Source organism: Collimonas sp. PA-H2, from assembly GCF_002564105.1.
Classification (GTDB): domain Bacteria; phylum Pseudomonadota; class Gammaproteobacteria; order Burkholderiales; family Burkholderiaceae_D; genus Collimonas.
This window is the reverse complement of sequence record NZ_PDBX01000001.1, coordinates 4,044,049-4,067,575: the sequence shown is the minus strand read 5'-3', so window position 1 is coordinate 4,067,575 and position 23,527 is coordinate 4,044,049. Positions and strand designations below refer to the sequence as shown.

The 23,527-nt window shown below is 60.6% G+C and carries 25 protein-coding genes; 7 read left to right on the top strand and 18 right to left on the bottom strand.

The window, feature by feature from the left end:
• Positions 1–6: 6 nt before the first annotated feature.
• Positions 7–1,023, bottom strand: a complete 1,017-nt coding sequence (locus tag BCF11_RS18700; RefSeq protein WP_098496084.1) for a sulfate ABC transporter substrate-binding protein — start codon at positions 1,021–1,023, stop codon at positions 7–9.
• 248 nt (positions 1,024–1,271) lie between these two features.
• Here BCF11_RS18700 and BCF11_RS18695 point away from each other — a divergent pair, with 248 nt between their 5' ends.
• Positions 1,272–1,745, top strand: a complete 474-nt coding sequence (locus BCF11_RS18695; protein WP_098496083.1) for a DM13 domain-containing protein — start codon at positions 1,272–1,274, stop codon at positions 1,743–1,745.
• Here BCF11_RS18695 and BCF11_RS18690 read toward each other — a convergent pair.
• From BCF11_RS18690 to BCF11_RS27660, 4 genes are all read right to left on the bottom strand, one after another.
• Positions 1,742–2,899 (bottom strand): MFS transporter, encoded by a 1,158-nt coding sequence (locus tag BCF11_RS18690; RefSeq protein WP_098496082.1) that lies wholly within the window; start codon positions 2,897–2,899, stop codon positions 1,742–1,744. The genes BCF11_RS18695 and BCF11_RS18690 overlap by 4 nt on opposite strands.
• Positions 2,900–2,924: 25 nt before the next feature.
• A complete protein-coding gene (locus BCF11_RS18685) occupies positions 2,925–3,701 on the bottom strand; it encodes a DeoR/GlpR family DNA-binding transcription regulator (protein WP_098496081.1) in 777 nt (258 codons plus the stop codon).
• A gap of 128 nt (positions 3,702–3,829) precedes the next feature.
• Positions 3,830–4,261 (bottom strand): diacylglycerol kinase, encoded by a 432-nt coding sequence (locus BCF11_RS18680; protein ID WP_098496080.1) that lies wholly within the window; start codon positions 4,259–4,261, stop codon positions 3,830–3,832.
• Positions 4,258–4,476, bottom strand: a complete 219-nt coding sequence (locus BCF11_RS27660; RefSeq protein WP_143751373.1) for a hypothetical protein — start codon at positions 4,474–4,476, stop codon at positions 4,258–4,260. Before BCF11_RS27660 ends, BCF11_RS18680 begins: the two co-directional genes overlap by 4 nt.
• A gap of 20 nt (positions 4,477–4,496) precedes the next feature.
• On the opposite strand from BCF11_RS27660, the gene BCF11_RS18675 reads away from it, so the two are divergent.
• Positions 4,497–5,282, top strand: a complete 786-nt coding sequence (locus BCF11_RS18675) for an IclR family transcriptional regulator (RefSeq protein WP_098496079.1) — start codon at positions 4,497–4,499, stop codon at positions 5,280–5,282.
• Between the two features lie 111 nt (positions 5,283–5,393).
• Here BCF11_RS18675 and pbpG read toward each other — a convergent pair whose 3' ends face one another.
• Positions 5,394–6,554 (bottom strand): D-alanyl-D-alanine endopeptidase, encoded by a 1,161-nt coding sequence (gene pbpG / locus BCF11_RS18670; RefSeq protein WP_098496078.1) that lies wholly within the window; start codon positions 6,552–6,554, stop codon positions 5,394–5,396.
• A 178-nt stretch (positions 6,555–6,732) separates the two neighbouring features.
• Positions 6,733–7,500, bottom strand: a complete 768-nt coding sequence (locus tag BCF11_RS18665) for a class I SAM-dependent methyltransferase (RefSeq protein ID WP_098496077.1) — start codon at positions 7,498–7,500, stop codon at positions 6,733–6,735.
• Between the two features lie 168 nt (positions 7,501–7,668).
• On the opposite strand from BCF11_RS18665, the gene BCF11_RS18660 reads away from it, so the two are divergent.
• Positions 7,669–8,451 carry a helix-turn-helix transcriptional regulator gene (locus tag BCF11_RS18660; RefSeq protein WP_098496076.1) on the top strand — a complete coding sequence of 261 codons (783 nt, stop codon included), beginning with the start codon at positions 7,669–7,671 and terminating at the stop codon, positions 8,449–8,451.
• A 9-nt stretch (positions 8,452–8,460) separates the two neighbouring features.
• Here the strand turns inward: BCF11_RS18660 and BCF11_RS18655 are convergent, their stop codons facing one another.
• Together BCF11_RS18655 and BCF11_RS18650 are read right to left on the bottom strand one after the other, a co-directional pair.
• The gene (locus tag BCF11_RS18655) at positions 8,461–9,363 is read right to left on the bottom strand and encodes a DMT family transporter (RefSeq protein WP_098496075.1); all 903 of its coding nucleotides are present in this window, start codon (positions 9,361–9,363) and stop codon (positions 8,461–8,463) included.
• A gap of 4 nt (positions 9,364–9,367) precedes the next feature.
• Positions 9,368–10,315: a histone deacetylase gene (locus BCF11_RS18650; protein ID WP_098496074.1), complete on the bottom strand. Its 948-nt coding sequence runs from the start codon at positions 10,313–10,315 to the stop codon at positions 9,368–9,370.
• Positions 10,316–10,647: 332 nt separating this feature from the next.
• On the opposite strand from BCF11_RS18650, the gene BCF11_RS18645 reads away from it, so the two are divergent.
• Positions 10,648–11,214 (top strand): phasin family protein, encoded by a 567-nt coding sequence (locus BCF11_RS18645; protein ID WP_098496073.1) that lies wholly within the window; start codon positions 10,648–10,650, stop codon positions 11,212–11,214.
• 130 nt (positions 11,215–11,344) lie between these two features.
• Here the strand turns inward: BCF11_RS18645 and BCF11_RS18640 are convergent, their stop codons facing one another.
• The 6 genes from BCF11_RS18640 to BCF11_RS18615 all read right to left on the bottom strand — a co-directional run bounded on the left by BCF11_RS18640 (position 11,345) and on the right by BCF11_RS18615 (position 18,542).
• Positions 11,345–13,882, bottom strand: a complete 2,538-nt coding sequence (locus BCF11_RS18640; RefSeq protein WP_098496072.1) for a DUF349 domain-containing protein — start codon at positions 13,880–13,882, stop codon at positions 11,345–11,347.
• 105 nt (positions 13,883–13,987) lie between these two features.
• Entirely contained in the window at positions 13,988–14,788 is an 801-nt protein-coding gene (locus tag BCF11_RS18635; RefSeq protein WP_098496071.1) for a competence/damage-inducible protein A, read from the bottom strand.
• A gap of 39 nt (positions 14,789–14,827) precedes the next feature.
• Positions 14,828–15,700, bottom strand: coding sequence for an EI24 domain-containing protein (locus BCF11_RS18630; RefSeq protein WP_098496070.1), 873 nt, complete (start codon positions 15,698–15,700; stop codon positions 14,828–14,830).
• Positions 15,700–16,686: a sterol desaturase family protein gene (locus tag BCF11_RS18625; protein WP_098496069.1), complete on the bottom strand. Its 987-nt coding sequence runs from the start codon at positions 16,684–16,686 to the stop codon at positions 15,700–15,702. Before BCF11_RS18625 ends, BCF11_RS18630 begins: the two co-directional genes overlap by 1 nt.
• 9 nt (positions 16,687–16,695) lie before the next feature.
• Positions 16,696–17,532, bottom strand: a complete 837-nt coding sequence (locus tag BCF11_RS18620) for a polysaccharide deacetylase family protein (RefSeq protein WP_098496068.1) — start codon at positions 17,530–17,532, stop codon at positions 16,696–16,698.
• Positions 17,532–18,542, bottom strand: a complete 1,011-nt coding sequence (locus tag BCF11_RS18615; protein WP_233212538.1) for a YncE family protein — start codon at positions 18,540–18,542, stop codon at positions 17,532–17,534. The genes BCF11_RS18620 and BCF11_RS18615 overlap by 1 nt, the downstream gene beginning before the upstream one ends.
• Before the next feature lie 256 nt (positions 18,543–18,798).
• On the opposite strand from BCF11_RS18615, the gene BCF11_RS18610 reads away from it, so the two are divergent.
• Genes BCF11_RS18610 through BCF11_RS18600 form a run of 3 tightly spaced genes read left to right on the top strand, consistent with a single transcriptional unit; the run spans position 18,799 to position 19,698 of the window.
• Positions 18,799–19,155, top strand: a complete 357-nt coding sequence (locus tag BCF11_RS18610) for an FKBP-type peptidyl-prolyl cis-trans isomerase (RefSeq protein WP_098496066.1) — start codon at positions 18,799–18,801, stop codon at positions 19,153–19,155.
• A 29-nt stretch (positions 19,156–19,184) separates the two neighbouring features.
• On the top strand, positions 19,185–19,409 hold the full coding sequence (locus tag BCF11_RS18605) for a hypothetical protein (RefSeq protein WP_233212537.1): 225 nt from the start codon (positions 19,185–19,187) through the stop codon (positions 19,407–19,409).
• 34 nt (positions 19,410–19,443) lie between these two features.
• Entirely contained in the window at positions 19,444–19,698 is a 255-nt protein-coding gene (locus BCF11_RS18600; RefSeq protein WP_098496065.1) for an acyl-CoA-binding protein, read from the top strand.
• Positions 19,699–19,772: 74 nt separating this feature from the next.
• Here the strand turns inward: BCF11_RS18600 and BCF11_RS18595 are convergent, their stop codons facing one another.
• The 3 genes from BCF11_RS18595 to pncB form a co-directional block, all read right to left on the bottom strand.
• A complete protein-coding gene (locus BCF11_RS18595) occupies positions 19,773–20,783 on the bottom strand; it encodes a D-glycerate dehydrogenase (RefSeq protein ID WP_098496064.1) in 1,011 nt (336 codons plus the stop codon).
• A 21-nt stretch (positions 20,784–20,804) separates the two neighbouring features.
• The gene (locus BCF11_RS18590; RefSeq protein ID WP_098496063.1) at positions 20,805–22,211 is read right to left on the bottom strand and encodes a sodium:proton antiporter; all 1,407 of its coding nucleotides are present in this window, start codon (positions 22,209–22,211) and stop codon (positions 20,805–20,807) included.
• Between the two features lie 84 nt (positions 22,212–22,295).
• On the bottom strand, positions 22,296–23,492 hold the full coding sequence (gene pncB, locus BCF11_RS18585) for a nicotinate phosphoribosyltransferase (RefSeq protein ID WP_098496062.1): 1,197 nt from the start codon (positions 23,490–23,492) through the stop codon (positions 22,296–22,298).
• Positions 23,493–23,527: the final 35 nt, after the last annotated feature.

Sequence of the window (23,527 nt, the reverse complement as noted above, 5' to 3'; positions counted from 1 at the left end):
GGCGGATTACTTCGCGCCGGGCTGGTAAATCTTGTCGAACACGCCGCCGTCGCTGAAATGAGTCTTCTGCGCGTTCTTCCAGCCGCCGAATGTATCGTCGATGGTGAACAGGCTCAGCTTGGGAAACTTGCTGGCATATTTGGCGGCGACTTTAGGATCGATCGGACGGTAGTAATTGTGGGCGGCGATTTCCTGCCCTTCCGGCGAATACAGATACTCCAGGTAAGCCTGCGCCACCTTGCGCGTGCCGCGCTTGTCAACGACCTTGTCGACCACTGCCACCGGCGGTTCCGCCAGGATGCTCAATGATGGGAACACGGTGTCGAACTTGCCCTTGCCGAATTCCGCTTCCACCAGATAGGCCTCGTTTTCCCACGACAGCAAGACATCGCCGACGCCGCGCTCGGCAAAGGTCACGGTCGAACCGCGGGCGCCGGAATCCAGCACCGGCACGTTCTTGTACAGCCGCGTGATGAAATCGCGCGCCTTGGCGTCGTCGTTATTGTTCTTCTTCAGCGCATAGCCGTAGGCAGCCAGATAGGCCCAGCGCGCGCCGCCGGAAGTCTTGGGATTGGCCACCACCACCGAAACGCCAGGCTTGACCAGGTCGTCCCAGTCCTTGATGCCCTTGGGATTACCCTTGCGTACCAGCAGCACGATGGTCGAGGTGTAAGGGGTGCTGTTATGGGGTAAACGCTTTTGCCAGTCAGCCGGCAGCAGCTTGGCCTTTTCGGAAATCTCATCGATATCGTAAGCCAGCGCCAAGGTCACCACATCGGCTTCCAGGCCGTCGATCACCGAGCGTCCCTGCTTGCCCGAGCCGCCGTGCGAGGCCTTGAGCGTGATGTTGTCGCCGCTCTTTTCTTTCCAGTACTTGGCAAAGGCCTTGTTGTACTCCTGGTACAGCTCGCGCGTTGGATCATATGAAACATTCAGCAGCGACAAATCCGCTGCGTGCACCAGTTGCGCTCCCTGGGCTAGCAAGACGATGGCGATGACCGATCTGACGATTTTCTTCAACATATTCCTCTTCCCTTGTGAATGTTTTTTTGTTTTGAGGAATACAGATTAATGAGGCGGCCCGGAAAACAGAACGAATACTTTCTTCTCTCCTTATGCAGAAAACAGATATGTATGGACTTGGCCGACGAATAAGGAGGCGGGATATTCCAGCCGATTTGGCATAAAGCATGAGTCCTGAATGTAAGGAATCATTATCTGGAGCGACTAGAAAGACAAGCACGCTTGATCAGATCCTTATCGGAGACCTCTTGAAAAAAATCCTCGCCTATCTCGCCTCGCATTTACTCGCGCTCGCCGTCGGCTTTGGCGCCGGCGTTTACTTCCTGCCGATACTCACCGCAGGTGACGGCCCGAGCGCGGCGGAACTGACGCAAGCCGCCGGCAAGGCCAGATACACTGCGGTGTTCAAGAAGGATCTGCCGGGCAGCGACTTCCTGCATTGGGCGCAAGGAACGGTGGCCGTCAGCGAGGACACCATCGCATTCGAGGGTAAGATCGCGCCCGGCCCGGACTACAAGGTGTACCTGACTTCCGAATACGTCGGCACTAAAGAAGAATTCCTGAAGATCAAGCAGCAGGCCCTGCGCGTGGGCGAGGTAAAGACTTTCGAGCGCTTCATTGTCGACATGTCGCAGCAGCCGGTCGATCTGTCGCGCTACAACACCGTGGTGATCTGGTGCGAGACCTACTCGCAGTTCATCAGCGCAGCGCAGTTTCGCTAACGCGGCACAGTTTCGTTAGTACGGCCGGCGGCGCCCAGGCGGGCGCTGGCCGCCACCAGCAGCAAGGCGCAGCCGAGCCCGGCGAACGCACTGTTCAGACTGCTGGCATGCGCCACGAAGCCGATCAAGGCCGGACCAGCCAGGATGCCGGCATAACCGATGGTGGTGATGGCCGCAATCGCCAGGCTGGCCGGCATCGCGCCATGGTTGCCGGCGGCGCTGAACAGGATAGGCACGATATTGGAAGCGCCCAGGCCGATCAGCACGAAGCCGGCCAGCGCCGTTGCGGCGTTCGGCGCCGCGACGGCGACAAAGAAGCCGCCGGCGGCGCACAGGCCGCCCAGCAGAAGTACGCGCTTGCCGCCGAAGCGGCGCACGATGCGGTCGCCGGTCAGGCGGCCGCAGGTCATGGCGATGGCGAAAGCGGCATAGCCGAGGCCGCCCTGGTTGGTAGCCAGCCCGCGCGTGGCGGTGAGGAACAATGCGCTCCAGTCCAAGACCGCCCCCTCTACCAGAAACACGATAAAGCACAGCACGCCGATAAAGATCACGGCGCCATGCGGTAGCACGAACAGCGCACCGCGCCCGGCCGCTTCCGGCTCGCACAGCAAGTGCGGCGCAGCCGCGATCAATAGCGCGGCGACCACCAGCGCCGCCGCCCCGCTGGCCGCCAGCGGGCTCAAGCCCAGCCATAGCAGCAGCGCCATGCCGCCGGCGCCGACAAAACCACCGACGCTGAACATGCCATGGAAACCGGACATGAGCGCGCCGCCGCTGGCTTTTTCAACCATCACCGCCTGCACGTTCATGGCGACATCCAGCGTGCCGATGGCGGCGCCGAAAAAGAACAGGCCTATGCCCAGCTGCAGCGGGCTGGCCGCCAGCGTCAGGCAAGGAAGAATCAGGCAGGCCAGCGCGCCGGCGCTCAGGATCACGCGGCGGCAACCGAGGCGCGCCGCCAGCATGCCGGTCACCGGCATGGACAGCAGCGAGCCGACGCCGAGGCAAAGCAGCAGCAGCCCGAGTTCGGCCTCGCCTGCCCCCAGGCGCGCCTTCACATACGGCACCAGCGGCGCCCAGGCCGACATTGTGAGGCCGGCGCAGAGAAACGCCAGCCGGGTAGCGTAGCGCTGTTTTGGACCGATGGAATTCATGGCATGGCTCTTTCAGGATCGTTCATCACTCGGCGGCGGCGTAAAGCAGCTGCACGCCTTGGCGCTTGAATTGCGCCGCCTGCTTGCTGTCGGCATCATGTTCCAGCACCAGGTGCGTCAGATGAGCGGCCGGCAGCACCGCAAACGGCGCCGCCGTGCCGAATTTTTCCCGGGTGGCAGCCACCAGCACCGCCTTGCTGGCGGCGCCCAGGCTGCGCTTGAATTCGGCCTCTTCGTAGTTGAAGCAACTGAGTCCCGCCTCGGCGTCGACGCCGCAAGCGCCGAGGAAGAAAATGTCCGGCCGCATCCGTTCGGCATCGCGCAAGGCCGCAGCGCCGAGGTTGGCGCCGCTGCGCGCATCGACCCGGCCGCCGACCATGATCAGCGCGATCTCAGGCCGCTCCAGCAAGGCCAGCGCGACCGCCGCGGCATTGGTCACCACGGTCAGCGGCAAGCGCGGCAATGCCTCCGCAATCGCCAGGTTGGTTGAACCGGCATCGATGAACAGCACGTTGCCGGCGGCCACCAGCGTAACCGCCGCCTGCGCCAGCCGCGCCTTGCGCTGCGGCGCCAGCATGCGCCGTTCCGCCAGTGGCGCGGCCGCGGGCGAAGGCGGCAAGGCGCCGCCATAGACTCTGGTGCAAAGGCCAGCCGCGGCCAGGTCTCGCAAGTCGCGTCGGATGGTGTCTTCGGAAACGTTCAGTTGCTGCGCCAGATCCAGCGCCAGCACCCGGCCGTCAGCCAGCAGCCGCTGCCTGATAAGCGCGTGGCGTTCCTTAAGCAGCAGATTTGCGGTATTCATATGAGCTCACATCACGCATAAACACGTATAAATATACACAAACGTGCAAACATGGGCAAGCGTATTGATGGGTATCCGCTGCCAGGACCGTTCCCGGCATTGGCCTTGCGCTTGGGACTACTTCGGGATTACATCAGGACAGGGTAAAGAATCACGGCCCAGGTAGCAACCGCCAGCACGCACGTCAGCAGCACCGCGGCGCTGCCGAAATCCTTGGCGTTCTTGGACAGGGGATTGCGCTCCAGCGACACCCGGTCGACCACCGCTTCGATCGCCGAATTGATCAGTTCGATGATGATGATCCAGATCAGCACCGCGATCAGCATCAGCTTTTGCAGCGCCGACACCGGCAGCAGCAGCGCAACCACAATCCCGGGAACGACGATCAGCAACTCCTGGCGGAATGCATGCTCGTTTTTCCAGGCAGAACGGAAGCCCTCGGCGGAATAAAAGAAAGCCGAGAAAATTCTCTTGAAGCCGCTGGTGCTCTTGAATTCGCTAATCGGTTGCGGCTGGGATTCCGGCGCCGGCGACTGCGGGGATTGCGGTTTTTCGCTCATGCTGTGCTGATCTTGAAGGCAAGGCTGGCTTGCTTTGATGGAAATGCAGATTGCTTGCACTTTAATCCTTGCATTTTAACAGCCTTGCTGCACTGCACGCTTGCGCTTTCAGCGCTCTTTTTATACCGCTTATCAACGATATGCGATTGTGGCAGGGCTCTAATCGATGACAATAGCAATGCACGGCTTTTCACATTATGATATAAACGTTCCATTGCAATGCACCATTAAATCAATGAAAACAGCTACTCCCGACGACGCCGACAAGATTTCGATCCAGGTTATCGAGCGCATGATCTCGCTGCTGGATACGCTGGCGCTCTACCCTGATCCGGTCAGCCTGAAAGAGCTGTCGGCGGTGACCGGCCTGCATCCGTCGACAGCGCACCGGATACTCAACGATCTGGTGGTCAAGCGCTTTGTCGACCGTTCCGAGCCGGGCAGCTACCGGCTGGGCATGCGCCTGCTGGAACTGGGCAATGTGGTGAAAAGCCGGCTCAATGTGCGTGAAGCCGCGCTGGACTTCATGCGCGGCCTGCATCGCAAGACCAACCAGACCGTCAACCTGTCGGTGCGCCAGAGCGATGAAATCGTCTACATCGACCGCGCATTTTCCGAGCGCTCCGGCATGCAGGTGGTGCGCGCCATCGGCGGCCGCGCGCCCTTGCACCTGACCTCGACCGGCAAGCTGTTCCTCTCCATCGATGACCCCAAGATGGTGCGCGCCTACGCCACCCGCACCGGCCTGGCCGGACACAACAAGAATTCCATCACCGACCTCGGCAAGCTGGAACGCGAGCTGAGCCTGGTGCGCGCGCTAGGCTATGCGCGCGACAATGAAGAATTGGAACTGGGCGTGCGCTGCATGGCGGCCGGCATCCGCGACGATTCCGGCAAGATGATCGCCGGCCTGTCGATCTCGGCGCCGGCAGACCGTTTGCAGGAGGAATGGGTGGAAGATTTGATCAGCACGGCGAACCAGATTTCCGCTGTGCTGGGATACGCGTCGCAGCAGCAATAGCGATACCCATCAGCCGATTGGCAGGCACATGAAAAAAGAGTTTATTCAGCGATGAATAAACTCTTTTTTAATTTCAAACTCCATCCGGCCATGGCCGGCGAATAATCAGATTCAGCTTTGGCCGTCGGCGATCTTCACTCGTGTCAAAGTAGCCGGATGCGAATCTGCCAGCCATTTGCGGACACGGTCAGCGTCAGCTTGGCGCGAATACTTGCCGCGCGAATCGAGGAACACCATGACGATCTGGCGGCCTTCGATGGTGGTCTGCATGACCATGCAGCGCCCCGCTTCATTGATGTAGCCGGTCTTTTGCAAACCGATCTGCCACTCAGGATTTTCGACCAGATGATTGGATGTGGAATATTGCAGCGGACGGCCGCCTGGCTCCACCACGTATTTCGAATCGGTTGAATATTGGCGGATGATCGGGTGCTGATAGGCGGCCATCACCAGGCGTGACAAATCGCGGGCGCTGGCGACGTTCAGGTGCGACAGGCCGGTTGAGTCGACATAATGGGTTTCAGTCATGCCGAGCGCCTTGGCCTTGGCGTTCATGGCCAGCACAAAGGCTTGCAGGCCGCCCGGATAATTGCGGCCCAGCGCGGATGCGGCGCGGTTCTCGGAACTCATCAGGGCGATGTGCAGCATGTCGGACCGGCTCAACTGCGAACCGACACGCAGGCGCGAGCCGCTGTGCTTTTCGCGGTCGATGTCGTCATCGGTGACAGCCAGCACTTCGTTCATGTCCTGCTTCGATTCGACCACCACCATGCTGGTCATCAGCTTGGTCAGCGAGGCGATCGGCAATGCGATTTGCGAATTCTTATCCAGCAGCACTTCCGAGCTATTCTGGTCCAGCACCAGCGCCACGCTGGATTTCAGTTCCAGCGGATCGCGCGTCAGGTTGAGGCCGGCTTGTTCGCCAGCCGACAACACCGGCGGCAAGGCCGGCACCACCGGCGCAAACGCCACGCGCTGGTATGTCACTTTGCGGCGGCCATGCACCATCACCACTTTCTTCACCAGCTTTTCGTTCTTGTTGAGCGAAGCCACGCTGCTGCTGCGGCCGCGGGCGGCAATCACGGTGTGTTTTCTGGAGCCGGCCTTGGCGACAGCTTTCTTGTGGGAGGAAGTTGCAGCCTTGCCAGCCGCGGCTTTTTTCGCGGATTTCTTGGCAGTGGACTGACTGGTTTGGGCAGAAGCAGGAGCAGCGGGCGCGATCGCGAGCACGAGGAAAAATGACAAAAAAACAATTAACGCGGATTTGCCCATTTGCGGCTCCAATATGCGACGATCTATAACTTTGTGGCAGTGTAGGCAAATACCAGAAAAATCGCAAGAGAATTAGATAGTTAGCGCACTAAATTAAACGACTTTCGATGTCTGGAAGACGATTTGCGAGCTAGATTTTACCGCAACTCGACGGCCAGACATTTCCTTTAGCATAGGACTATTTGTAACATTCTATAAGGGCTGCATCGATATTAAATGAATAATCCTGCTGCAGGTCGAAGTAAGCCGACACTTCCGACGGCGCGCTGTCCCACAAGGACTTGATTGCGGCCACCCGCTCCGGCGGGGTGCGCATGCGGGCGACCCAGGTATCGAACTGCAACGGCAGCTTCCAGCTCTGCTCGGCAGCCGGCCGCAGGCCGGCGTCGGCCAGCAACTGGCGCCAGGCCGGGACGCTGCGGTTACGCACGTGCGAGGTGTCGCGCAACAGCTCTATCGACTGCAAATAGGTATCGCTCAGGATATCTTCCGGCGACGCCGTATCGATCACGATGCATTTGCCGCCCGGCTTCAATACCCGCGCCATCTCGGCCAGCGCCCGCGGCAAGTCTTTCCAGTGATGCGCGCTGTAGCGGGTGCAGACCAGCTCGAAAGAAGCATCGGCAAATGGCAACTGGTCTGCGCTGCCCTGCTGCACATGCAGGTTGCTCAGGCCGCGCTCGGCGGCGGCGCCCTGCACCACTTCCAGCATTTCCGCCGCCAGGTCGTAGGCGATCACGGCGCCGATATGCGGCGCCATGGCGAACGCCGCGTGGCCGGCGCCGCAGCCGACGTCCAGCGCCTTGCCCTGGCGGAATTGCTGGGCGTAAGCCGCCAGCTGCTGCAGATCGGCGCCCTGGGCGTGGACGGTGCTGCTCAGGTAGGCGGCGGCGGTGCTGCCGAATTGTTCCGACACTACCTTGTCGTGGTTACGTACAGTGCTCACAAGCTTCTCCTCAGAAATAGGTAACGGGCGTTCATACAAACCCGAACCCTGGCCGCAGCTTGGATTCTGCGCCCAGGGCTTTAGGCGAGTCACCAGTGTAATTATTTCTTATCCTGTTACAAGTCTAGTGTTTATACTATTACCTCCACCAACAGGATAAACCGCGCCATGGATGAAGCAGGCAAACGCAAGGCAATGGGCGAATTCATCAAGACCCAGCGCACTCAGCTCTCGGCAACCGAACTGCGGCTGGGCGGCAGCAGCCGCCGCCGCACGCCCGGCCTGCGGCGCGAAGAAGTAGCGCAGCTGTGCGATATCAGCGTCACCTGGTACACCTGGATCGAACAGGGACGCACCGTCTCGGTTTCGGCAGCGGCACTGGCCAGGATCGCCGAAGCCTTGCACTTGTCACGCGCCAAGCGCGCTTATCTGTTTGAACTGTCCGGCAAAAAAGATCCGCAGGCGCAGGATCCGCAGGCCGAGGACATCCCCGATGAAATCCTGGCCGTCACCGGCAGCATCAAGACGCCGGCCTATCTGCTCGACCGCCACTGGAACGCGGTTGCCTGGAACCGCGCCGCCAAGACCTTGTTCGTCGGCTGGCTGGACCAGAAAGACAGCCGCAGGAACCTGCTCGAATATACCTACTGCGCACCGCAGGCGGCGCTCCTGATCAGCGATTGGGAGCAGCGCGCCAGCCGCCTGGCGGCAGAGTTCCGCGCCGATTGCGGCATGTATCTGGACGAACCGGAAATTGCTCAGCTGGTGACGCGCCTGAGCAGCGCCAGCGCGGCGTTCCAGCGCGCCTGGAACCTGCACGATGTGGTGGAAAAGGAAGGCGGCGAACGCCGCTTCACCCACCCGACGCTGGGCCAGTTGGCTTACCGCCAGGTTAACCTGCGGGTTGCCACCCGGCCTGAGCTGAAGCTGGTGATGCTGCTGCCGGTCTGATGGCCGTGCTTATTTTTTCATGACAAAGACCACACCCAGTATCGCCACCACCATGCCGGCGATGCCCAGCATGTTGAAGACTTCGCCGAACATCAGCCAGGCCATCAGCGCCGTGGTGGGCGGCGTCAGGTAGAGCAAGCTGGTGACGCTGGTGGCCGCGCTCTTGCGTATCAGGGCGAACAGCAGGAAGATGGCGCCGATCGACAAGGCGAAGATCGACCACAGCAAGGCGCCGATGAAGCGCGCCGTCCATTGCACCGTGTCCAGCGCCGGCGTCAGGTGCTCAAAGAACATGGCAAATGGCAGCAATACCACGATCGAGGCGGCAAACTGGATGACGGTGCCGCTGCGCAGATCGAAATGCGGACAGTGGCGCTTCTGGTACAGGGTGCCAGCCGTCATCGACAGCAGCGCCATCAAACATAAACCGATGCTGGTCCAGGACAGGCCGACCAGGGTGATCTTGGCGGCTACCACCAGCCCCACTCCGCAAATCCCCAGCACCAGGCCCAGCCATTGGCGCGGCCTGACCGATTCGCCGATCAAGGGCGCGGCAAACGCCGTCAGGATAGGCTGCATGCCGACGATCAGCGCCGACAGACCGGCCGGCATGCCCAGCTTGATGGCGCACCAGACGCCCGCCAGGTAGCCGCCTTGCAGCAAGATCCCCGCGAACGCGATATGCGCGATTTTTCCGCGCGGCCAGGGAGCGCGCATCAGCAGCACCAATGGCAGCAGCACCAGCAGCACGCCGCCGAAGCGCAGCAGCAAGAACGTTAGCGGCGGCGCATACGGCAAACCGAACTTGGCGACGATGAAACCGGTGCTCCACAGCACCACGAACACCATCGGCATGGCCGCGAGCAAAGGATGGGCGGCAGGCGCCGCCGGCGAGGAACTGGCTAAAGACATGGAATTATCCGGGTTGGGTGAGCGGCGCCGCAGCCGGGTGCCGCAAAGCGAGGTCTTTGGCAAAACTTGCCGCCAGCGCGATAGTTTGCAGGTGTACCGCTACCGTGTCTTGTATATTCTTGCCGTAGCCGCCGGCCATGCTGATCGCCACCGGTATCGACAGACGGCCGGCGGTCTCCAGCACCATGGCGTCGCGCCGGGCCAGGCCGTCGAAGCTGAGCTTCAGCCGCCCCAGCCGGTCGCCCTCGTGCGGATCGGCGCCGGCCAGGAAAATGATCAGCTGCGGCGAAAAGCGCGCCAGCATGGTTGCCAGCGCGCCCTGCAAGGCATCCAGGTATGCCTCGTCTCCGGTGCCATCCTCCAGCGCGACATCGAGATCGCTCTGCTCTTTGCTGAAGGGATAGTTGTGGGCGCCATGCAGCGAAAGGGTAAAGATCGAGTCGTCGCGCGCCAGGATAGACGCCGTGCCGTTGCCCTGATGGACATCCAGGTCGACGATCACAACCCGCTGCACTCGCCGTTCCGCCTGCATCAGCCTGGCAGCGATGGCGGCATCGTTGAATACGCAGAAGCCGGCGCCTTGGTCGGCAAAGGCGTGATGGGTGCCGCCCGCCAGGTTGACCGCGACCGGTTCCGGCCCGGCCAGCGCTGCGCGGCAGGCGGCGATGGTGGCGCCGGCGGAACGCCGGGAGCGCTCCACCATCTGCGGCGTCCAGGGAAAACCGATGGCTTTCTGCACGCTGTCCGCCAGAGTACCGCTGCTGACCTCGGCGATGTAGCGCGGATGATGCGCCAGCGCCAGCACGCCGTCGCTGGTGCTGGGCGCTTCATGGAAGTCGATGCCGGCGATGGTCGCCAGAGCGCCCTCGTGGATCAGCCGGTATTTCTGCATGGGGAAGCGATGGCCGGCCGGCAGAGGCAAGACAAAATGATCGCTGTAGAAGGCTTTCAAGGCAGGCCTGACGAGGTGCAATAAAACAACAGTCTAACACTGGTAAATGTGACAGGCATTACTGGTAAATTTAACAGCTGACATGATAAATAAACAAGCAAAAACGGCTTAAACAAGCGCTTTTCATAAGCTTAGTCTTAAATGATCTTAAGTTTATATTGCAGTGCACAAAAATTCACTTGACACGATTTCAGAATAATTTACAATCGAATTGTTGCGTCGCACAATGCGTATTAAACGTACTGGCAGACGTAATCAACGGCTAGCGATTAGCCACCCTTAGTTGCCCTACCAATTTCGTTTTTTTACCGTATCGAATCCTAGGAGAAGCCATGTCTACCGTTGCAGAACAATTTTCAGCCGCTACCAAAGCCAATTTCGAAGCTAATCTGGCGCTGTTCACCGATTTCACCAACAAGGCATTTGCCGGCGTGGAAAAACTGATCGACCTCAACCTGAACGCTGCCAAGGCTTCGCTGGAAGATTCGAACGCTACTACCCAGAAACTGTTTGCGGCTAAAGACCCACAGGAATTTTTCTCGCTGAGCGCAGCGCTGGCCCAGCCAAACACTGAAAAAGCCATCGCCTACGGTCGTCATTTCGCCAGCATCGCTTCCAGCACACAAGCTGAACTGACCAAGGCTGCTGAAGCCCAGGTTGCGGAAACCAAGCGTAAAGTCATCGAATTCGTTGACCAAGCGTCGAAATCGGTTCCTCCTGGCGCAGAAGGCGCAGTTGCTTTCGTCAAATCGGCAATCGGCAGCGCCAACGCCGGTTACGAACAGTTTGCCAAGAGCACCAAGCAAGCTGTCGAAACACTGGAAACCAACGTCAACAACGCAGTCGACCAACTGTCGCAAGCTGCTACCAAGAGCGTTGCCCGTACTGCCAAGAAGTAATTCTTCTTTGCCGGCGCGCTAACGCGTGCCGGCTTCGCTCTCCTCGGTACCTGCAACGCTGGTATCGTTACTTACCCCGGATCGCCGGGGTATTTTTTTGTCCGGACGCATTGTGCGATCCGGGCAGGCATCACGCTTTGGCCAGGGCGACCAGTTTCAGCAGACGCAGCAGCGCGGCATCGTCCATCACAGCCGGCAAGTCGCAGATATGCAACAGCTGCTGCTCGATATTTTTCGCGGCGCCGCCGGCCTTGAGCGAAGCTTGCAAGACTTCCACCTGCAGCTGCAGACGCTCGCGCGACAGCGCTGGCGGACTGTCGCAGCCGGCCATGATTTCGGCGCGCAGCAACTCCTGCTGCAGTAGCGGGCGGCCGGCTTCCAGCCTGGCAGCGTAGCCGCTGCCATTTTGTACGGCACGTTCAAAGCGGGCAGCGATGATTTTTTCAAATGCCGGAGCCAGCGCCGGCAGTGCTTGCCACTCGCCGCGCCAGTCGGACTCGCTACGGCTTTCATTGGCGCCGCTGGCGGCGATTGCCGTTTCAATTTTCTGGCACAGGGCCAGCTTGCCGCGCAAGGCATCGGCTTGCGCCAGGGCAGCCTGGCGCCGGCTCTGTTCGAGTATCGCCTGCGCTGCCGCCACGGCGGCCTGGAAGCGTGCATCGATTTGCGCCTCGGCCGCACGCGGCACCTGGCCGCCGCGGTTCCAGTCTTGCTGAGCCTGCTGCAATATTTTCGCCAATCCGGCCGCAGGCTCGGCCACGGCGGCTTCCAGCGCTGCGCATTGCTCTTCACGCAGCCGCAGATTGTCGCGCCGCTCGGCATCGGCGCTGGAGGCCGCTTCCTTGCGCTGGGCAAAGATGGCGTCGCAGGCGCTGCGGAAACGCAGCCACAGTTCCTGCTCTTCCTGGCGCGGCAATGGCAAGGCCTTGGCCTGCTCCTGCCAGCGCGCCTGCAATTCCTTCACGCGATCCGCTGTGTCGCGCTGGTTGGCTGGCAACTGCGCGGCTTCGGTGATCAGTTTTTCGCGGCGGCCGACTTCGATCGCTTGCTGCTCCGCCAGCGGCCCCTGCAAGCTTTGCAGCGCGGCGGTAAAAGCACTGTCAAGCGATTTCTTCTCGCTGCGGTTGATCGGTCCCAGGGTTTTCCAGGCCTGCTGCTTTTGCTGGCAGAACTGGGCAATGATTTTCCAGTCCGGCGCTGCGCCTGCGGCATCGGTCGCCAGCGCGCTTTGCGCATACTGCTGGACCTCGTCGATCAAGGCGCGGGCGTTGACCTGGTTGGCCTGGCGCTGTTCAGCCTGCTGCTGGAAATGCGCAGCCACCGGCGCATAGGCGGCGGTGCAGGCAGCGTCGAAACCTTCCCACAAAGCCTTGGGCGCCGAACCGGAGCTGACATCCAGCGACTTCCAGCGCGCCCGCAAGCTGCCGATCTTCTTTGCCAGTTCCGCCGGCGCCAACTCCTGCGCCGGCAGTTCCAGCGCTGCCTTGGTCAACTCTTCGCGCGAGACGTTGCCGCCCCAGCGCGCCCAGCCTTGCAGCCGTGTCAGTTCGCTGCGGGCTTGCGCCAGGCGGCCGGCCTGGGTAGCGCTCGGCTTGTGCTGCTTGAAATCCATCGCGCGCAGCGCTTTGTCGAAATCCACCGCGTGCTGCAGCGCGCCGTCTTCCAGCGCCTTTTCCAGGCCATCCAGGGCTTCCGCGATGGGCGGACGCTCGCCGCTCTCCGCCGCTGTCGCTTCTGGCCGGGTCTTTTGCGGGATGACAGGGGCATGTTGTTTCAGCAATCCCTGGTAACGCTGCTCCAGGCCATCGTCCAGCAACGCCGCCGGCAATCTGGGCAAGGCGGACCATGCGCTTTTCAAGGCTTCCGGCTGCAGCGTGTCAGTCGCAGCTTCCCAATTAGACAGCAGTTCATTGCGCGCCTGCAGCGCCGCTTGATGTTGTTGCAGATCCTGCAGCAGCTTGCGCAGGGCTTGCGCTTCCTGGGCAAAATCGCTCGCCAGGTGGCGCGGCAAGGTCAAGGCTTCAGAATGGCTGACACAACTTGCCATCTGCGCTTCCAGCACATCCAGCGCCGCCGGGGAGGTGTCGGTCAAGCCGGTCTTGGCTTGCAGATGCATGGCGCGCACCTGGTTCAGCAAACCGATGGCATCGTGCTGCAACACCGCTTGCGCGCTCAGGCGCTCGGCCAGCGCGGCCCGCAACTGTGTGAATTGCTGCTGCAAATCGGACGGCACATCCTTGCCTTCCCAGCTGCGGTCCAGCTCGGCCACCTGGTTCGGCATCAGCTGCCGCTCTTGCTGCAAGCGCTGGGCCTGAGCGATGCAGGCAGCCGCCTTGCCGGCGATAGCTTGCTGCTGGCGCACGCTGTCCAGCCGTGCCTGCATCAGTTTGGCGACGCGCCGATCGGTGTTGCGGCAGGCTTGCAGCACTTGCTCCAGCGCCGGCGGCGACTGCACCAGCTGCGCCGCCGCCAGACGGGCATCGGCAAACGTCGATTGCAGGATGAAGGCCAGCGCGGCAGCCTCATCGCTCAAGGCTTGCGCCTGCTGCAGCGCTTGCTGCCGGGCCTGATCCGAAACCTGCTTGGCTTCCGCGCGCAGCGCGGCCTGAGGAGCAACTGCGGGCTGGGGCGCGGCACGCTCTGTGCGCTTGAAAAGAAATCCGAACATGTGATTATCAATCAGATGGGTGCAGATCGCCGTTAATCGCTAACGGCTTTACGCAGTGGTTTATATGAAGAAAAATTGAAAAGTGATTTACCGGGTAACTTAAGCTTAAGCGGGACGGTATTCGGCTTTCAGCTGGTCGAGTCCGGCCAGCATCTTGGCGAACGCCGCAGCGCTCTGCACCGGCTCGCCCTTGACGCCGAGATCGATGTGGCGGCGCACGCCGCCCTCGCCCACATGCGGCAGGCTGAATACTTTCACCAGGGGAAACTCCGCTTCAATCGCTTCCATCAGCGGCGTCAGCGTCGACTCCATGGCTTCGAACACTAGCACCGATTGCTCCAGCTGCGGATTTTTATGAAACTGGTCGGCGTAATAGGTATCCAGGACCCATTCGAACATAGGCCAGGCCATCACCGGAAAGCCCGGGGCGAAATGATGCGCGCCGGCGCCCTGGTGACGGACGGTGAAGCCCGGGATCTTGTTAAAAGGATTAGGAATGATATCGGCGCCCTGCGGGAATTCACCCATCTTCAGCCGGTGCAGGTTGTCGGGCGTATCGTAATCCAGCGTGGCGCCGGCATCGCGCGCGGTATCGGCGATGCGCTCACGGATTTTTTCGCGCGCTTCGGGATGCAATACCAGCGGCACGCCCAGCGCGGCAGCGGCGCATTGGCGGGTGTGGTCGTCCGGAGTGGCGCCGATGCCGCCGGTGCAGAATACGATATCGTCGCTGTCCAGCGTGCGTTTCAGGGTGGCGGTGATGCGCTCCGGATCGTCCCCTATGTATTCGGCCCAGCTCAGCGTCAAACCGCGCGCCGTCAGCATTTCCAGTATTTTCGGAAAGTGTTTATCGACTCGCCTGCCTGACAGGATTTCGTCGCCGATGATGATAAGTCCGATTGCCATGGGGATCCCTGGGGATAGATGAAATTATGACAAAAACCTTTAACGCTGCGAGGTGTCGGACAGTTGATGGATCGCCTGCCCGTCATCGCGTTTAGCCATAATGATAGCAGCCTCGGACGCTGCCCGATATTTCGCCAGTGCGGCCAGGCAATAATACTCAAACCAGAGGCCGGTGAATACGAATACCAGCACGTACAGCCAGATCGAGCCGGCCGCCAGCAAGGGAAACACCACCAGCCACAGCGCGCCGCCCAGCCACAGCATGGTAGGCGCGGCACCGAGGGCGCCGGTGATGATGCCGATCAGCAGCAAGGGCCAGCGGTGGATTTTCAAGATCGCCCGCAACTCATCCTTGTCGGCATGCGCAGCCAGCGCTTCATAGGCGAACACGCGGTAAGTCAGCCAGCCCCACAGCACCAGCGGGATCAGGAAAGCGAACGGCGGGATCAGCCACAAGGGCAAGGTCAGCAGCCACAGTACGCAGAAAACGACGAAGGCTGACAAGGAGATCCAGATGCTGCCGAGCAGCGAACCGCCCTTGCGCATTTCGAGAGCGGCGAAATGGCGATGGCCGATATGGCGCGCCGTCGCCGGCAAAGCGAAAGCGCCAACAAACAACAAGGCAGTCAGTATCATCAGCGGCAGCAAGGCCCACAGCGCCAGCCAGGGAATGATGACGGTCTTGAGCACGCCCAAGCCAAGCCAGGCCGGGATGTAGTTGGCGATGCCGAGGCCGTCGTTGCCGGCAAAATAATTCTTTTGCAGCCAATCGATCATCGGCTGCAAACCCCACCACAGGGCCAGGCCCCACAGCAGCACCGACAACACGAACGGCAGCAAGGTCAGCATCAGCATGCGGTAATGCAGCTGTGACAACAGCGCCCGGCCGAAGGCAACCAGTACCGGGCGCATCAGCGTGACCTCTTTCTGGAAAACTCAACCATGCGCTTCAGGCCCAGCCATTGCTGCGACCAGAAACCGCTGCCATAGTCGCGCGCCGGCCTGCTGGCCGTGGCAAGCTGGTCGCGGATGCCGGTATGCTCGAAGCTCTTGCCGAAATAGGCGCTGCGAAACAAGATATCCCAGAACGAAAAAAGTACGCCGAAATTATGCCCGCCCAGCGTGCCCTGGCCCTTGCTTTCGTGGCCGATGCCGATGGCGTGGTGCCAGCGGTGAAAGCGCGGCGACACCAGCAGCGCATCGCCCAGCCGGCCGAAATGGATACGCACATTGGCATGCTGCAGGCTTTGCAGCATGCGCGTGATCGACACCAGCAGCACATACTGCGCCGGCTCGACGCCGATGGCCAGCGCCACCAGCGCCATGACGACGTCATGGATTACGCCGTCGAGCAGATGATTGCGGTCGTCGCTCCACAGGTTCATGTTCTGCTGGCTGTGATGCAGGCTGTGCAAGCCCCACAGCCAGCCGAGACTATGCTGCGCGCGGTGGTAGCAGTATTCGCACAGGTCCAGCACCAGCAGATAGAGCAGGAAGGTGACCAGCGGCTTGTCGCTGATTCCGGGCAGCAGGTTTTCCAGGTTGAAAGGATTGATCCCTTCCAGGTGCAGCAGCTCGGTGGCCTTGGCCATCAAGGGATCGATCATGAAAAACACCAGCACCGAGAAGGCGCCCAGGCGGTACAGCACGGTATAGAGGAAATCGATCCAGCGCGCCCGCTTGTCGTTGAAGGCATGGACCGGGATCCATGCTTCCAGCGGTCGCAGGATGAGGAACAGCAGGATCAGCTCGCAGACGCCGATCAGGAACCATTCGGTGCCGTCGAAGGCATCTTCCAGGTATTCGCTGAAGCCGGCATGGAACATGAGCGGCTGCACCACGGTCTCAAACAGCCAAGCCTGGACCGTGGCAAACCAGTTTATCAAGGTATCGATCATGATTTGTAACTACCCTTTGCCGTTCAGTCCGCGGCGATGCAGCTTATCCGCCTGTCCCGGCAGGTACTCCGGGTTGTCGCGCAGGGTGGCAAAACAAAAACCCTTTTTCTCCAGGCCGCTGATCAGGGGTTCCAGCACCGCCGGCGCCCATGGATCCTTGCGCGACCAGATGCCCAGATGCGCCATCACGATATCGCCGTCGCGCAGATTCTTCAGGGTGCGCTCCAGCAGCATCTGGTTCGGCCATTTTTCGCTCGGCAGTTCGTCGCCGGAAAAACCGGCGTCGGCCCAGGCCACATGCTTGTAGCCGCAAGCCCCCCCTGCCGCCAGCGTATGCGGCGTAGTGTGGCCGCCCGGCGTACGCCAGAAATGATCGACATGGCTGCCGGTCAGTTCGTAGAAACGCTGGTCGACGCGCTTGATCTCGTCGCAGTATTGCTGCGGACTCCAGGCCACCAGCTTGCCGGCATTGGCGCCGAATTGCGGTTTCACTTCGATCTTGCCTTCAGGCAGGTCGCGCTTGGCGTAGACATGGTCGAAGGTATGGCTGCCGAATGCGTGGCCGTCGGCCACCAGCGACTTCCAGAACGGCGCCCAAGACGGATCCAAGGTGTAATCGCCATTCACGGTCTTTTCATTGGCCATGAAAAACGTAGCCTTGATGTGATGCTTGCGCAGGGTCTGGGCGATGTACTGGGCTTGCGACTGGCTGCCGGTATCGAAGGTCAGGTAGATGGTGCCGGCGCTGCAAGCCTGCTGTGGCGTCGCCGGCTGCGCCAGCGCCAAACCGGCCGCCAGCACCGCCGTGGCGGCCAGGCCGGGTTTGACCAGGGACAGGAGACGCATCACAGTTCCGAAGCGCGGTTATTGAAATAGATGCCGTGCGGTGAACGGCCCACCGGGATCGACTTGATCACCTTGCGCGTCGCCAGGTCGACCACCGACACCTTCTTGACCCAGCGCTGGGTGACCCACATGGTCTTGCCGTCGGCCGTGATTTCCATGCAGTCCGGACCGCCCGGGACGCTGATGCTGCCGACGCTTTCCAGCGTGCTCAAATCCAGCACATTGATAGTGCCGGCGACACGGTTGGAAACGAAAATATGGCGGTTGTCGCCCTGCGGACGAAAGTTGTGGGCGCCGTCGCCGGTCTTGATCTTCTTGACGATTTTCTGGGTGCGCCAGTCGATCACGGCGACATAGTCGCTACCCATCACGCCCACCAGCAGGTATTTGTTGTCGGGCGTCATGTAGACGCCGGCCGGCTGCTTGCCAACCGGCATGGTCCATTTGACTTTCTGGGTGGCGAGGTCGACCGCCGCCAGCTCATCGCTGCCCTGCAGGCTGATGAAGGCCAGCGAACTGTCCGCCGTGAACGCCATATGGCTAGGCATGGACGGCAGCGGCAGGCGTTTTGCAATCTTCAGGTTCTTGCCGTCGTAACCGTAGATATCGATGCGGTCGAGGCGCAGGCCGTTGGCGATGAACCATTTCTGGTTGGGCGAAAAGCCGATCTGGTAAGGATCGACGATGTCTTTCACCTGGCTCTGGATCTGGCCGCTTTTCGGGTCAAGGAACAGCAGCGAATTGCCAGTGGCCGCAGCCACGATCAGCGATTTGTTGTCCGGCGTCGGCATCAGGTGGTGCGGTTCCTTGCCAACCGGAAATGTACCGATTTCCTTGTAGGTCGCCTGGTCCAGCAAAGTGATGGTAGCGTCGCGCGAATTCAGGATGACTACCGTATTGCCGGCGGCCGAAGCTTGCGGAGCAGCGGCCGGTGGTGTTGCCGCGAAAGTGGAAAATGCTGTCAACAAACCGCAAGCGGCGACCATGGAACGACGTACAAAAACGGACATGACTAAACTCTGAGAAGCAAAAACAAGCATTTTACCGCGCATGAATGACACCTATAGATTTAAATGACTTTACCGCCATAGCGATGTATCCCACTAGATTGCCTGCGGACACCGCTTGCCAGACGGATTTTCGTTTACACTGCACTACCTGACGAACCACAGGCGCTTCGACAGCGCCCGGTTATTTTTTGCGGGTGAAGCAATCCGCAAATATTTAATCATTTTACAACTTTATCTAATTTAAAAGAGGATTCCCATGTCGACCACCACTACCGTTTCCGGCCTGCAGTACGAGGAAGTCACCGTTGGCGATGGCGCTGAAGCAAAGGCCGGCAATCATGTAACCGTGCATTACACCGGCTGGCTGCAGAATTCCGACGGCAGCGCCGGCAAGAAGTTCGACTCCAGCAAGGACCGCAACGACCCGTTCGAGTTTCCGCTGGGCGCCGGCCATGTCATCAAGGGCTGGGATGAAGGCGTGCAAGGCATGAAAATCGGCGGCGTGCGCAAGCTGATCATTCCGGCAGCGCTGGGTTACGGCCCGCGCGGCGCCGGCGGCGTGATTCCACCAAACGCCACATTGATTTTTGAAGTTGAACTGCTGGGCGTATAAGCCCTGCCGAAACCTGACGCTGCCACCCGATGAAACATTTCCGTTTTCCTGACTTCACCCCAATGACACGCTGGATGGCAGCGTTGCTGCTGGCCGCGCCTTTGCTGGGCGGCTGCACCGTGGTGAGCGTCGCCGGCAGCGCAGTGAGCGCCGGCGTCAGCGTCGGCAGCGCAGCTGTCAGCGTTGCCTCTACCGTGGTGGAAGGCACCGTCAAGGCCGGCTCCGCCGTGGTCGGCGCCGTCACTCCCGACTGATCCGATTTTCCCCATTCATCCCGACGAGATTCTTATGACACTCCAAGCCCAATTCGCACAAGCCCAGGCCGACTCCAAGACACTCAGCGAGCGTCCTGACAATATGACTATGCTGAAGATGTACGCGCTGTTCAAGCAAGGCAGCAGCGGCGACGTCCAAGGCGAACGCCCAGGCATGACCGACTTTGTCGGCCGCGCCAAATGGGATGCCTGGAACGAGCTGAAAGGCAGTCCCCAGGAAGCTGCGCAGCAGCAGTACATCGACTTGGTCGAAGGCTTGAAAGACTAACCCCGGTCTGCAAGAAATGCTAAAGGCACGAAATGGATATCCATCTCGTGCCTTTTTTGTTTTGACCAACTGCTTTATTGCTTGGCTAGCGTCACCTTGCCCAGCACTTCGGGATTAAGCAGGTTGGGCGGATACATCCTATCCTTATCCGGCAGCAAGGCCGCCAGCAGGTTGTCCGCTGCGCAGTCGGCCATCGCGCGCCGCGTCGGCTCTGAAGCGCTGGCGATATGCGGCGTCAGCACCACGTTCGACAAACCCAGGAAATCGGGATGCAGCGCCGGTTCGTTCTCGAACACGTCGAGTCCGGCCGCGGCAATCTTCTTGTCGCGCAAGGCGGCGATCAGCGCCAGGTCGTCGACAATGCCGCCGCGCGCCAGGTTGACCAGGGTCGCGCCCGGCTTCATCATGGCCAGTTCGGCGCCGCCGATGGTGTGGTGCGAGTCCTTGGAATACGGCAGTACCAGGATCACGTGGTCGGCGGCGCCCAGCAGTTCTTCCTTGCTGACATAGCGCGCCTGGTTGGCGCGCGCTTCGAGCTCAGGCGCCAGGCGCGAACGGTTGTGGTACAGCACCTGCATGTCGAAGCCCATCGAACGCCGCGCAATCGCCTGGCCGATGCGGCCCATGCCGATGATGCCCAGCGTGGCGCCATGCACGTCCGCTCCCAGGAAGCTATCGTAGCGCCACTGCTTCCAGTGGCCGGCGCGCAGCCAGTGCTCGGCCTCGGTGACACGGCGCGCGGTCGCCATCAGCAAGGCCCAGCCGAAGTCGGCGGTGGTTTCGTTAAGCACGTCCGGCGTATTGGTGACCATCACGCCAGCCTTGGTGGCCGCCGCCACATCGATATTGTTGTAGCCGACGGCCTGGTTGCAGACCGCCTTCAGGCGCGGGCTGGACTGCAGCAACTCGGCCGAGATGCGTTCGCTGGCAGTGGCGATCACGCCGTCCTTGTCATGCAGCTTTTCAGCCAGTTCGGCGGCGCTGAAGATGCGGTCTTCCTGGTTGCTTTCCACCTCGAAGTACTGCTCCATTCTTGCAATTACTTCCGGGAACACCGCCCGCGCCATCAGTATCTTTGGTTTCATTTGAAGTCAGCTGTGTTGTGATCAAAAAAATATCAAGGTCATCACCGCGAACAGCGGCAGCAGCACCACGCACGCCCATGCCATGTAGCCGAAGAAGGATGGCATCTTGATGCCGCGCTCTTCCGCAATCGCCTTGACCATCAGGTTAGGCGCGTTGCCGATATAACTGTTGGCGCCCATGAACACCGCGCCGCAGGAAATCGCCGCCAGCGTCGCCGCCAGCCTGGTCATCAGTTCGACCGCATCGCCGGAAGCGGTATTGAAGAACACCAGGTAGGTCGGAGCATTGTCGAGGAAGGACGAGAGGACGCCGGTGGCCCAGAAATACATGGCGTTGTTGGGCTGGCCGTCGGAACCGGTGACAGCGCGCACCACCATGCCGAAAGCGCCGTGCTCGCCGGCCCGCAGCATGGCGATAACCGGTGCGATGGTGACGAAAATGCCGGCAAACAGCTTGGCCACTTCAAGGATGGGACCCCAGCTGAAGTCGTTGCCTTCACGGGCGATCTTCGGCGTCAGCCACAGCGAAAGCAGGATCACCACCAGCAGCAGGCCATCGCGCAGCAGGTTCTGCAACTCGACCACGGTGCCGTAGATGTTATAGCTGACGCCCGGCTTCCAGAAGCCGCTCATCAGCACCAGCGCCACCACTACCGCCAGCAGGACAAAATTGAACTTGCCTTCGAAATGCAGCCTGACGCCGGGCGTGAATGGGTCCGGTTTAGGCGGCAGCTGCTCGCCCTTGGTGTGGAAATAGTAATTGTCCAGCAGGTAGAAAATCACCAGCAGCGTGCCCCACATGAACATGGTCTGGCCGAAGATGTTCTTGAAGGTCCAGGAAAAATCCACACCCTTGAGGAAGCCCAGGAACAGCGGCGGATCGCCCAGCGGCGTCAGCGCGCCGCCGGCATTCGCTACCAGGAAAATGAAGAAGACGACAATGTGCACCGTGTGCTTGCGGTCTTCATTGGCGTTGATCACCGGCCGGATCAGCAGCATGGCGGCGCCGGTGGTGCCCATCAGGCTGGCCAGCACAGTGCCCAGCGCCAGCAGGCCGGTATTCATGGCGGGCGTGCCGCGCAAATGGCCGCGCAGGCAGATGCCGCCGGCCACCACGAACAAGGCGGTCAGCAGGATGATGAAGGGAAAATATTCGGCCAGGAAGGCATGCACCACGCCGGCGACGGCGGTCGGCACGCCGAAGCCGAGCGCGCAGGGAATCAGGAAAGCCAGCGACCAGGCCACTGTAATCTTGCCGAAATGATCGTGCCAGAAAGCCGGCGCCAGCAAGGGTCCAAGCGCAATCGAGAGCAGCAGGCCCATGAACGGCACGCCCCACCAGGCGGACAGCTGGGCGCCGTCGAGTTCAGCGGCCTGCGCCGCGACGGGTAGGCAGGCAATCAGGACGGCAAGTATTTTTTTATGCAATGTAGTCTTCCGGATAAGGTGAACGAACAAAAAACGCAGGCCATTTTAATCGGAAACCAATGTTGAATAAATAACAAATAAACACTATTGCCCGGCCACCTTGACCGGCTCGGCGATCTCGAAAACCTGGCGCAGGTAGTTCAGGTAAGGCTGGTCGTCGCACATGTTCTTGGACGGCGTATCGGACAGCTTGGCCACCGGCTGGCCATTGCACCGTACCATCTTCATGACGATTTGCAAGGGCGTATAGCCCAGATCGTTGGTCAGATTGGTGCCGACCCCGAAAGCGACCCGCGTGCGATCCTTGAAACGCAGGTACAGCTCGTTGACCTTGGCGAAATCCAGGCTGTCGGAAAACACCAGCGTCTTGGTCGAAGGATCTACACGGTTGTCCTGGTAATGCTTGATCAGGCGCTCGCCCCATTCGAAGGGATCGCCGGAATCGTGGCGGGCGCCGTCGAACAGCTTGCAGAAGTACAGGTCGAAGTCGCGCAGGAAGGCATCCATGCCGTAGACGTCGGACAAGGCAATGCCGAGATCGCCGCGGTATTCCTTGGCCCACATTTCAAAGCCGTAGATCTGCGAATCGCGCAGCCGCGGGCCGAGCGACTGGCAGGCCTGCAGGTATTCGTGGGCCATGGTGCCGAGCGGCGTCATGCCGTACTTCATAGCGAAATAAACGTTGGAGGTGCCGACCAGATGCTGGGAAAAATCGCGCTGCAGGGTCTGCACTACTTCTTCGTGCCAACTGCGGGAAAACCGCCGGCGCGTGCCGTAGTCGGCCACCTTGCAGCCGGCCATGACTGGATTGTCGCGGATCAGCGCCATCTTGCTTTGCAGGCGGCTGCGCCCTTCCGCATGATCCGGCGTGGTCTGCGTGCCGCGGAAATACACTTCGTTGACGATCGCCAGCACCGGTACTTCAAACAAGATCGTGTGCAGCCAAGGGCCCTTGACCGTAATATCGATCTCGCCATTATCGGCCGCCGACGGCTGCACGCTGATGTATTTCTGCTGCAGGTGGAACAGGCTGAGGAAATCGATAAAGTCGTTCTTGATGAAGCGCATGCTGCTGAGATAGGCCAGCTCCTGCTCCTGGAAACGCAAACGGCACAGACCGGCGATCTCGTCGCGGATTTCATCGACATAAGGCCGCAGGTCGACGCCCTGGTTGCGGCATTTATAGCGATACTCCACTTCCGCCGCTGGGAAATGATGCAAGACCACCTGCATCATCGTGAATTTATACAGATCGGTGTCGAGCAGCGAAGTAATGATCATGGTGTCTGGATACAAGGCGGTGATGAAAGGTGGCC

Bases quoted from the DNA above. Each gene is read 5' to 3' on its own strand.
- BCF11_RS18645 (WP_098496073.1), top strand. From the start codon at position 10,648: ATGTCTACCGTTGCAGAACAATTTTCAGCCGCTACCAAAGCCAATTTC.
- BCF11_RS18685 (WP_098496081.1), bottom strand. From the start codon at position 3,701: ATGAATACCGCAAATCTGCTGCTTAAGGAACGCCACGCGCTTATCAGG.
- BCF11_RS18605 (WP_233212537.1), top strand. From the start codon at position 19,185: ATGAAACATTTCCGTTTTCCTGACTTCACCCCAATGACACGCTGGATG.
- BCF11_RS18690 (WP_098496082.1), bottom strand. From the start codon at position 2,899: ATGAATTCCATCGGTCCAAAACAGCGCTACGCTACCCGGCTGGCGTTT.
- BCF11_RS18635 (WP_098496071.1), bottom strand. From the start codon at position 14,788: ATGGCAATCGGACTTATCATCATCGGCGACGAAATCCTGTCAGGCAGG.
- BCF11_RS18660 (WP_098496076.1), top strand. From the start codon at position 7,669: ATGGATGAAGCAGGCAAACGCAAGGCAATGGGCGAATTCATCAAGACC.
- BCF11_RS18630 (WP_098496070.1), bottom strand. From the start codon at position 15,700: ATGCGCCCGGTACTGGTTGCCTTCGGCCGGGCGCTGTTGTCACAGCTG.
- BCF11_RS18610 (WP_098496066.1), top strand. From the start codon at position 18,799: ATGTCGACCACCACTACCGTTTCCGGCCTGCAGTACGAGGAAGTCACC.
- BCF11_RS18680 (WP_098496080.1), bottom strand. From the start codon at position 4,261: ATGAGCGAAAAACCGCAATCCCCGCAGTCGCCGGCGCCGGAATCCCAG.
- BCF11_RS18675 (WP_098496079.1), top strand. From the start codon at position 4,497: ATGAAAACAGCTACTCCCGACGACGCCGACAAGATTTCGATCCAGGTT.
- BCF11_RS18595 (WP_098496064.1), bottom strand. From the start codon at position 20,783: ATGAAACCAAAGATACTGATGGCGCGGGCGGTGTTCCCGGAAGTAATT.
- BCF11_RS18600 (WP_098496065.1), top strand. From the start codon at position 19,444: ATGACACTCCAAGCCCAATTCGCACAAGCCCAGGCCGACTCCAAGACA.
- pbpG (WP_098496078.1), bottom strand. From the start codon at position 6,554: ATGGGCAAATCCGCGTTAATTGTTTTTTTGTCATTTTTCCTCGTGCTC.
- BCF11_RS18620 (WP_098496068.1), bottom strand. From the start codon at position 17,532: ATGCGTCTCCTGTCCCTGGTCAAACCCGGCCTGGCCGCCACGGCGGTG.
- BCF11_RS18615 (WP_233212538.1), bottom strand. From the start codon at position 18,542: ATGTCCGTTTTTGTACGTCGTTCCATGGTCGCCGCTTGCGGTTTGTTG.
- BCF11_RS18700 (WP_098496084.1), bottom strand. From the start codon at position 1,023: ATGTTGAAGAAAATCGTCAGATCGGTCATCGCCATCGTCTTGCTAGCC.
- BCF11_RS27660 (WP_143751373.1), bottom strand. From the start codon at position 4,476: ATGGAACGTTTATATCATAATGTGAAAAGCCGTGCATTGCTATTGTCA.
- BCF11_RS18655 (WP_098496075.1), bottom strand. From the start codon at position 9,363: ATGTCTTTAGCCAGTTCCTCGCCGGCGGCGCCTGCCGCCCATCCTTTG.
- BCF11_RS18640 (WP_098496072.1), bottom strand. From the start codon at position 13,882: ATGTTCGGATTTCTTTTCAAGCGCACAGAGCGTGCCGCGCCCCAGCCC.
- BCF11_RS18625 (WP_098496069.1), bottom strand. From the start codon at position 16,686: ATGATCGATACCTTGATAAACTGGTTTGCCACGGTCCAGGCTTGGCTG.
- pncB (WP_098496062.1), bottom strand. From the start codon at position 23,492: ATGATCATTACTTCGCTGCTCGACACCGATCTGTATAAATTCACGATG.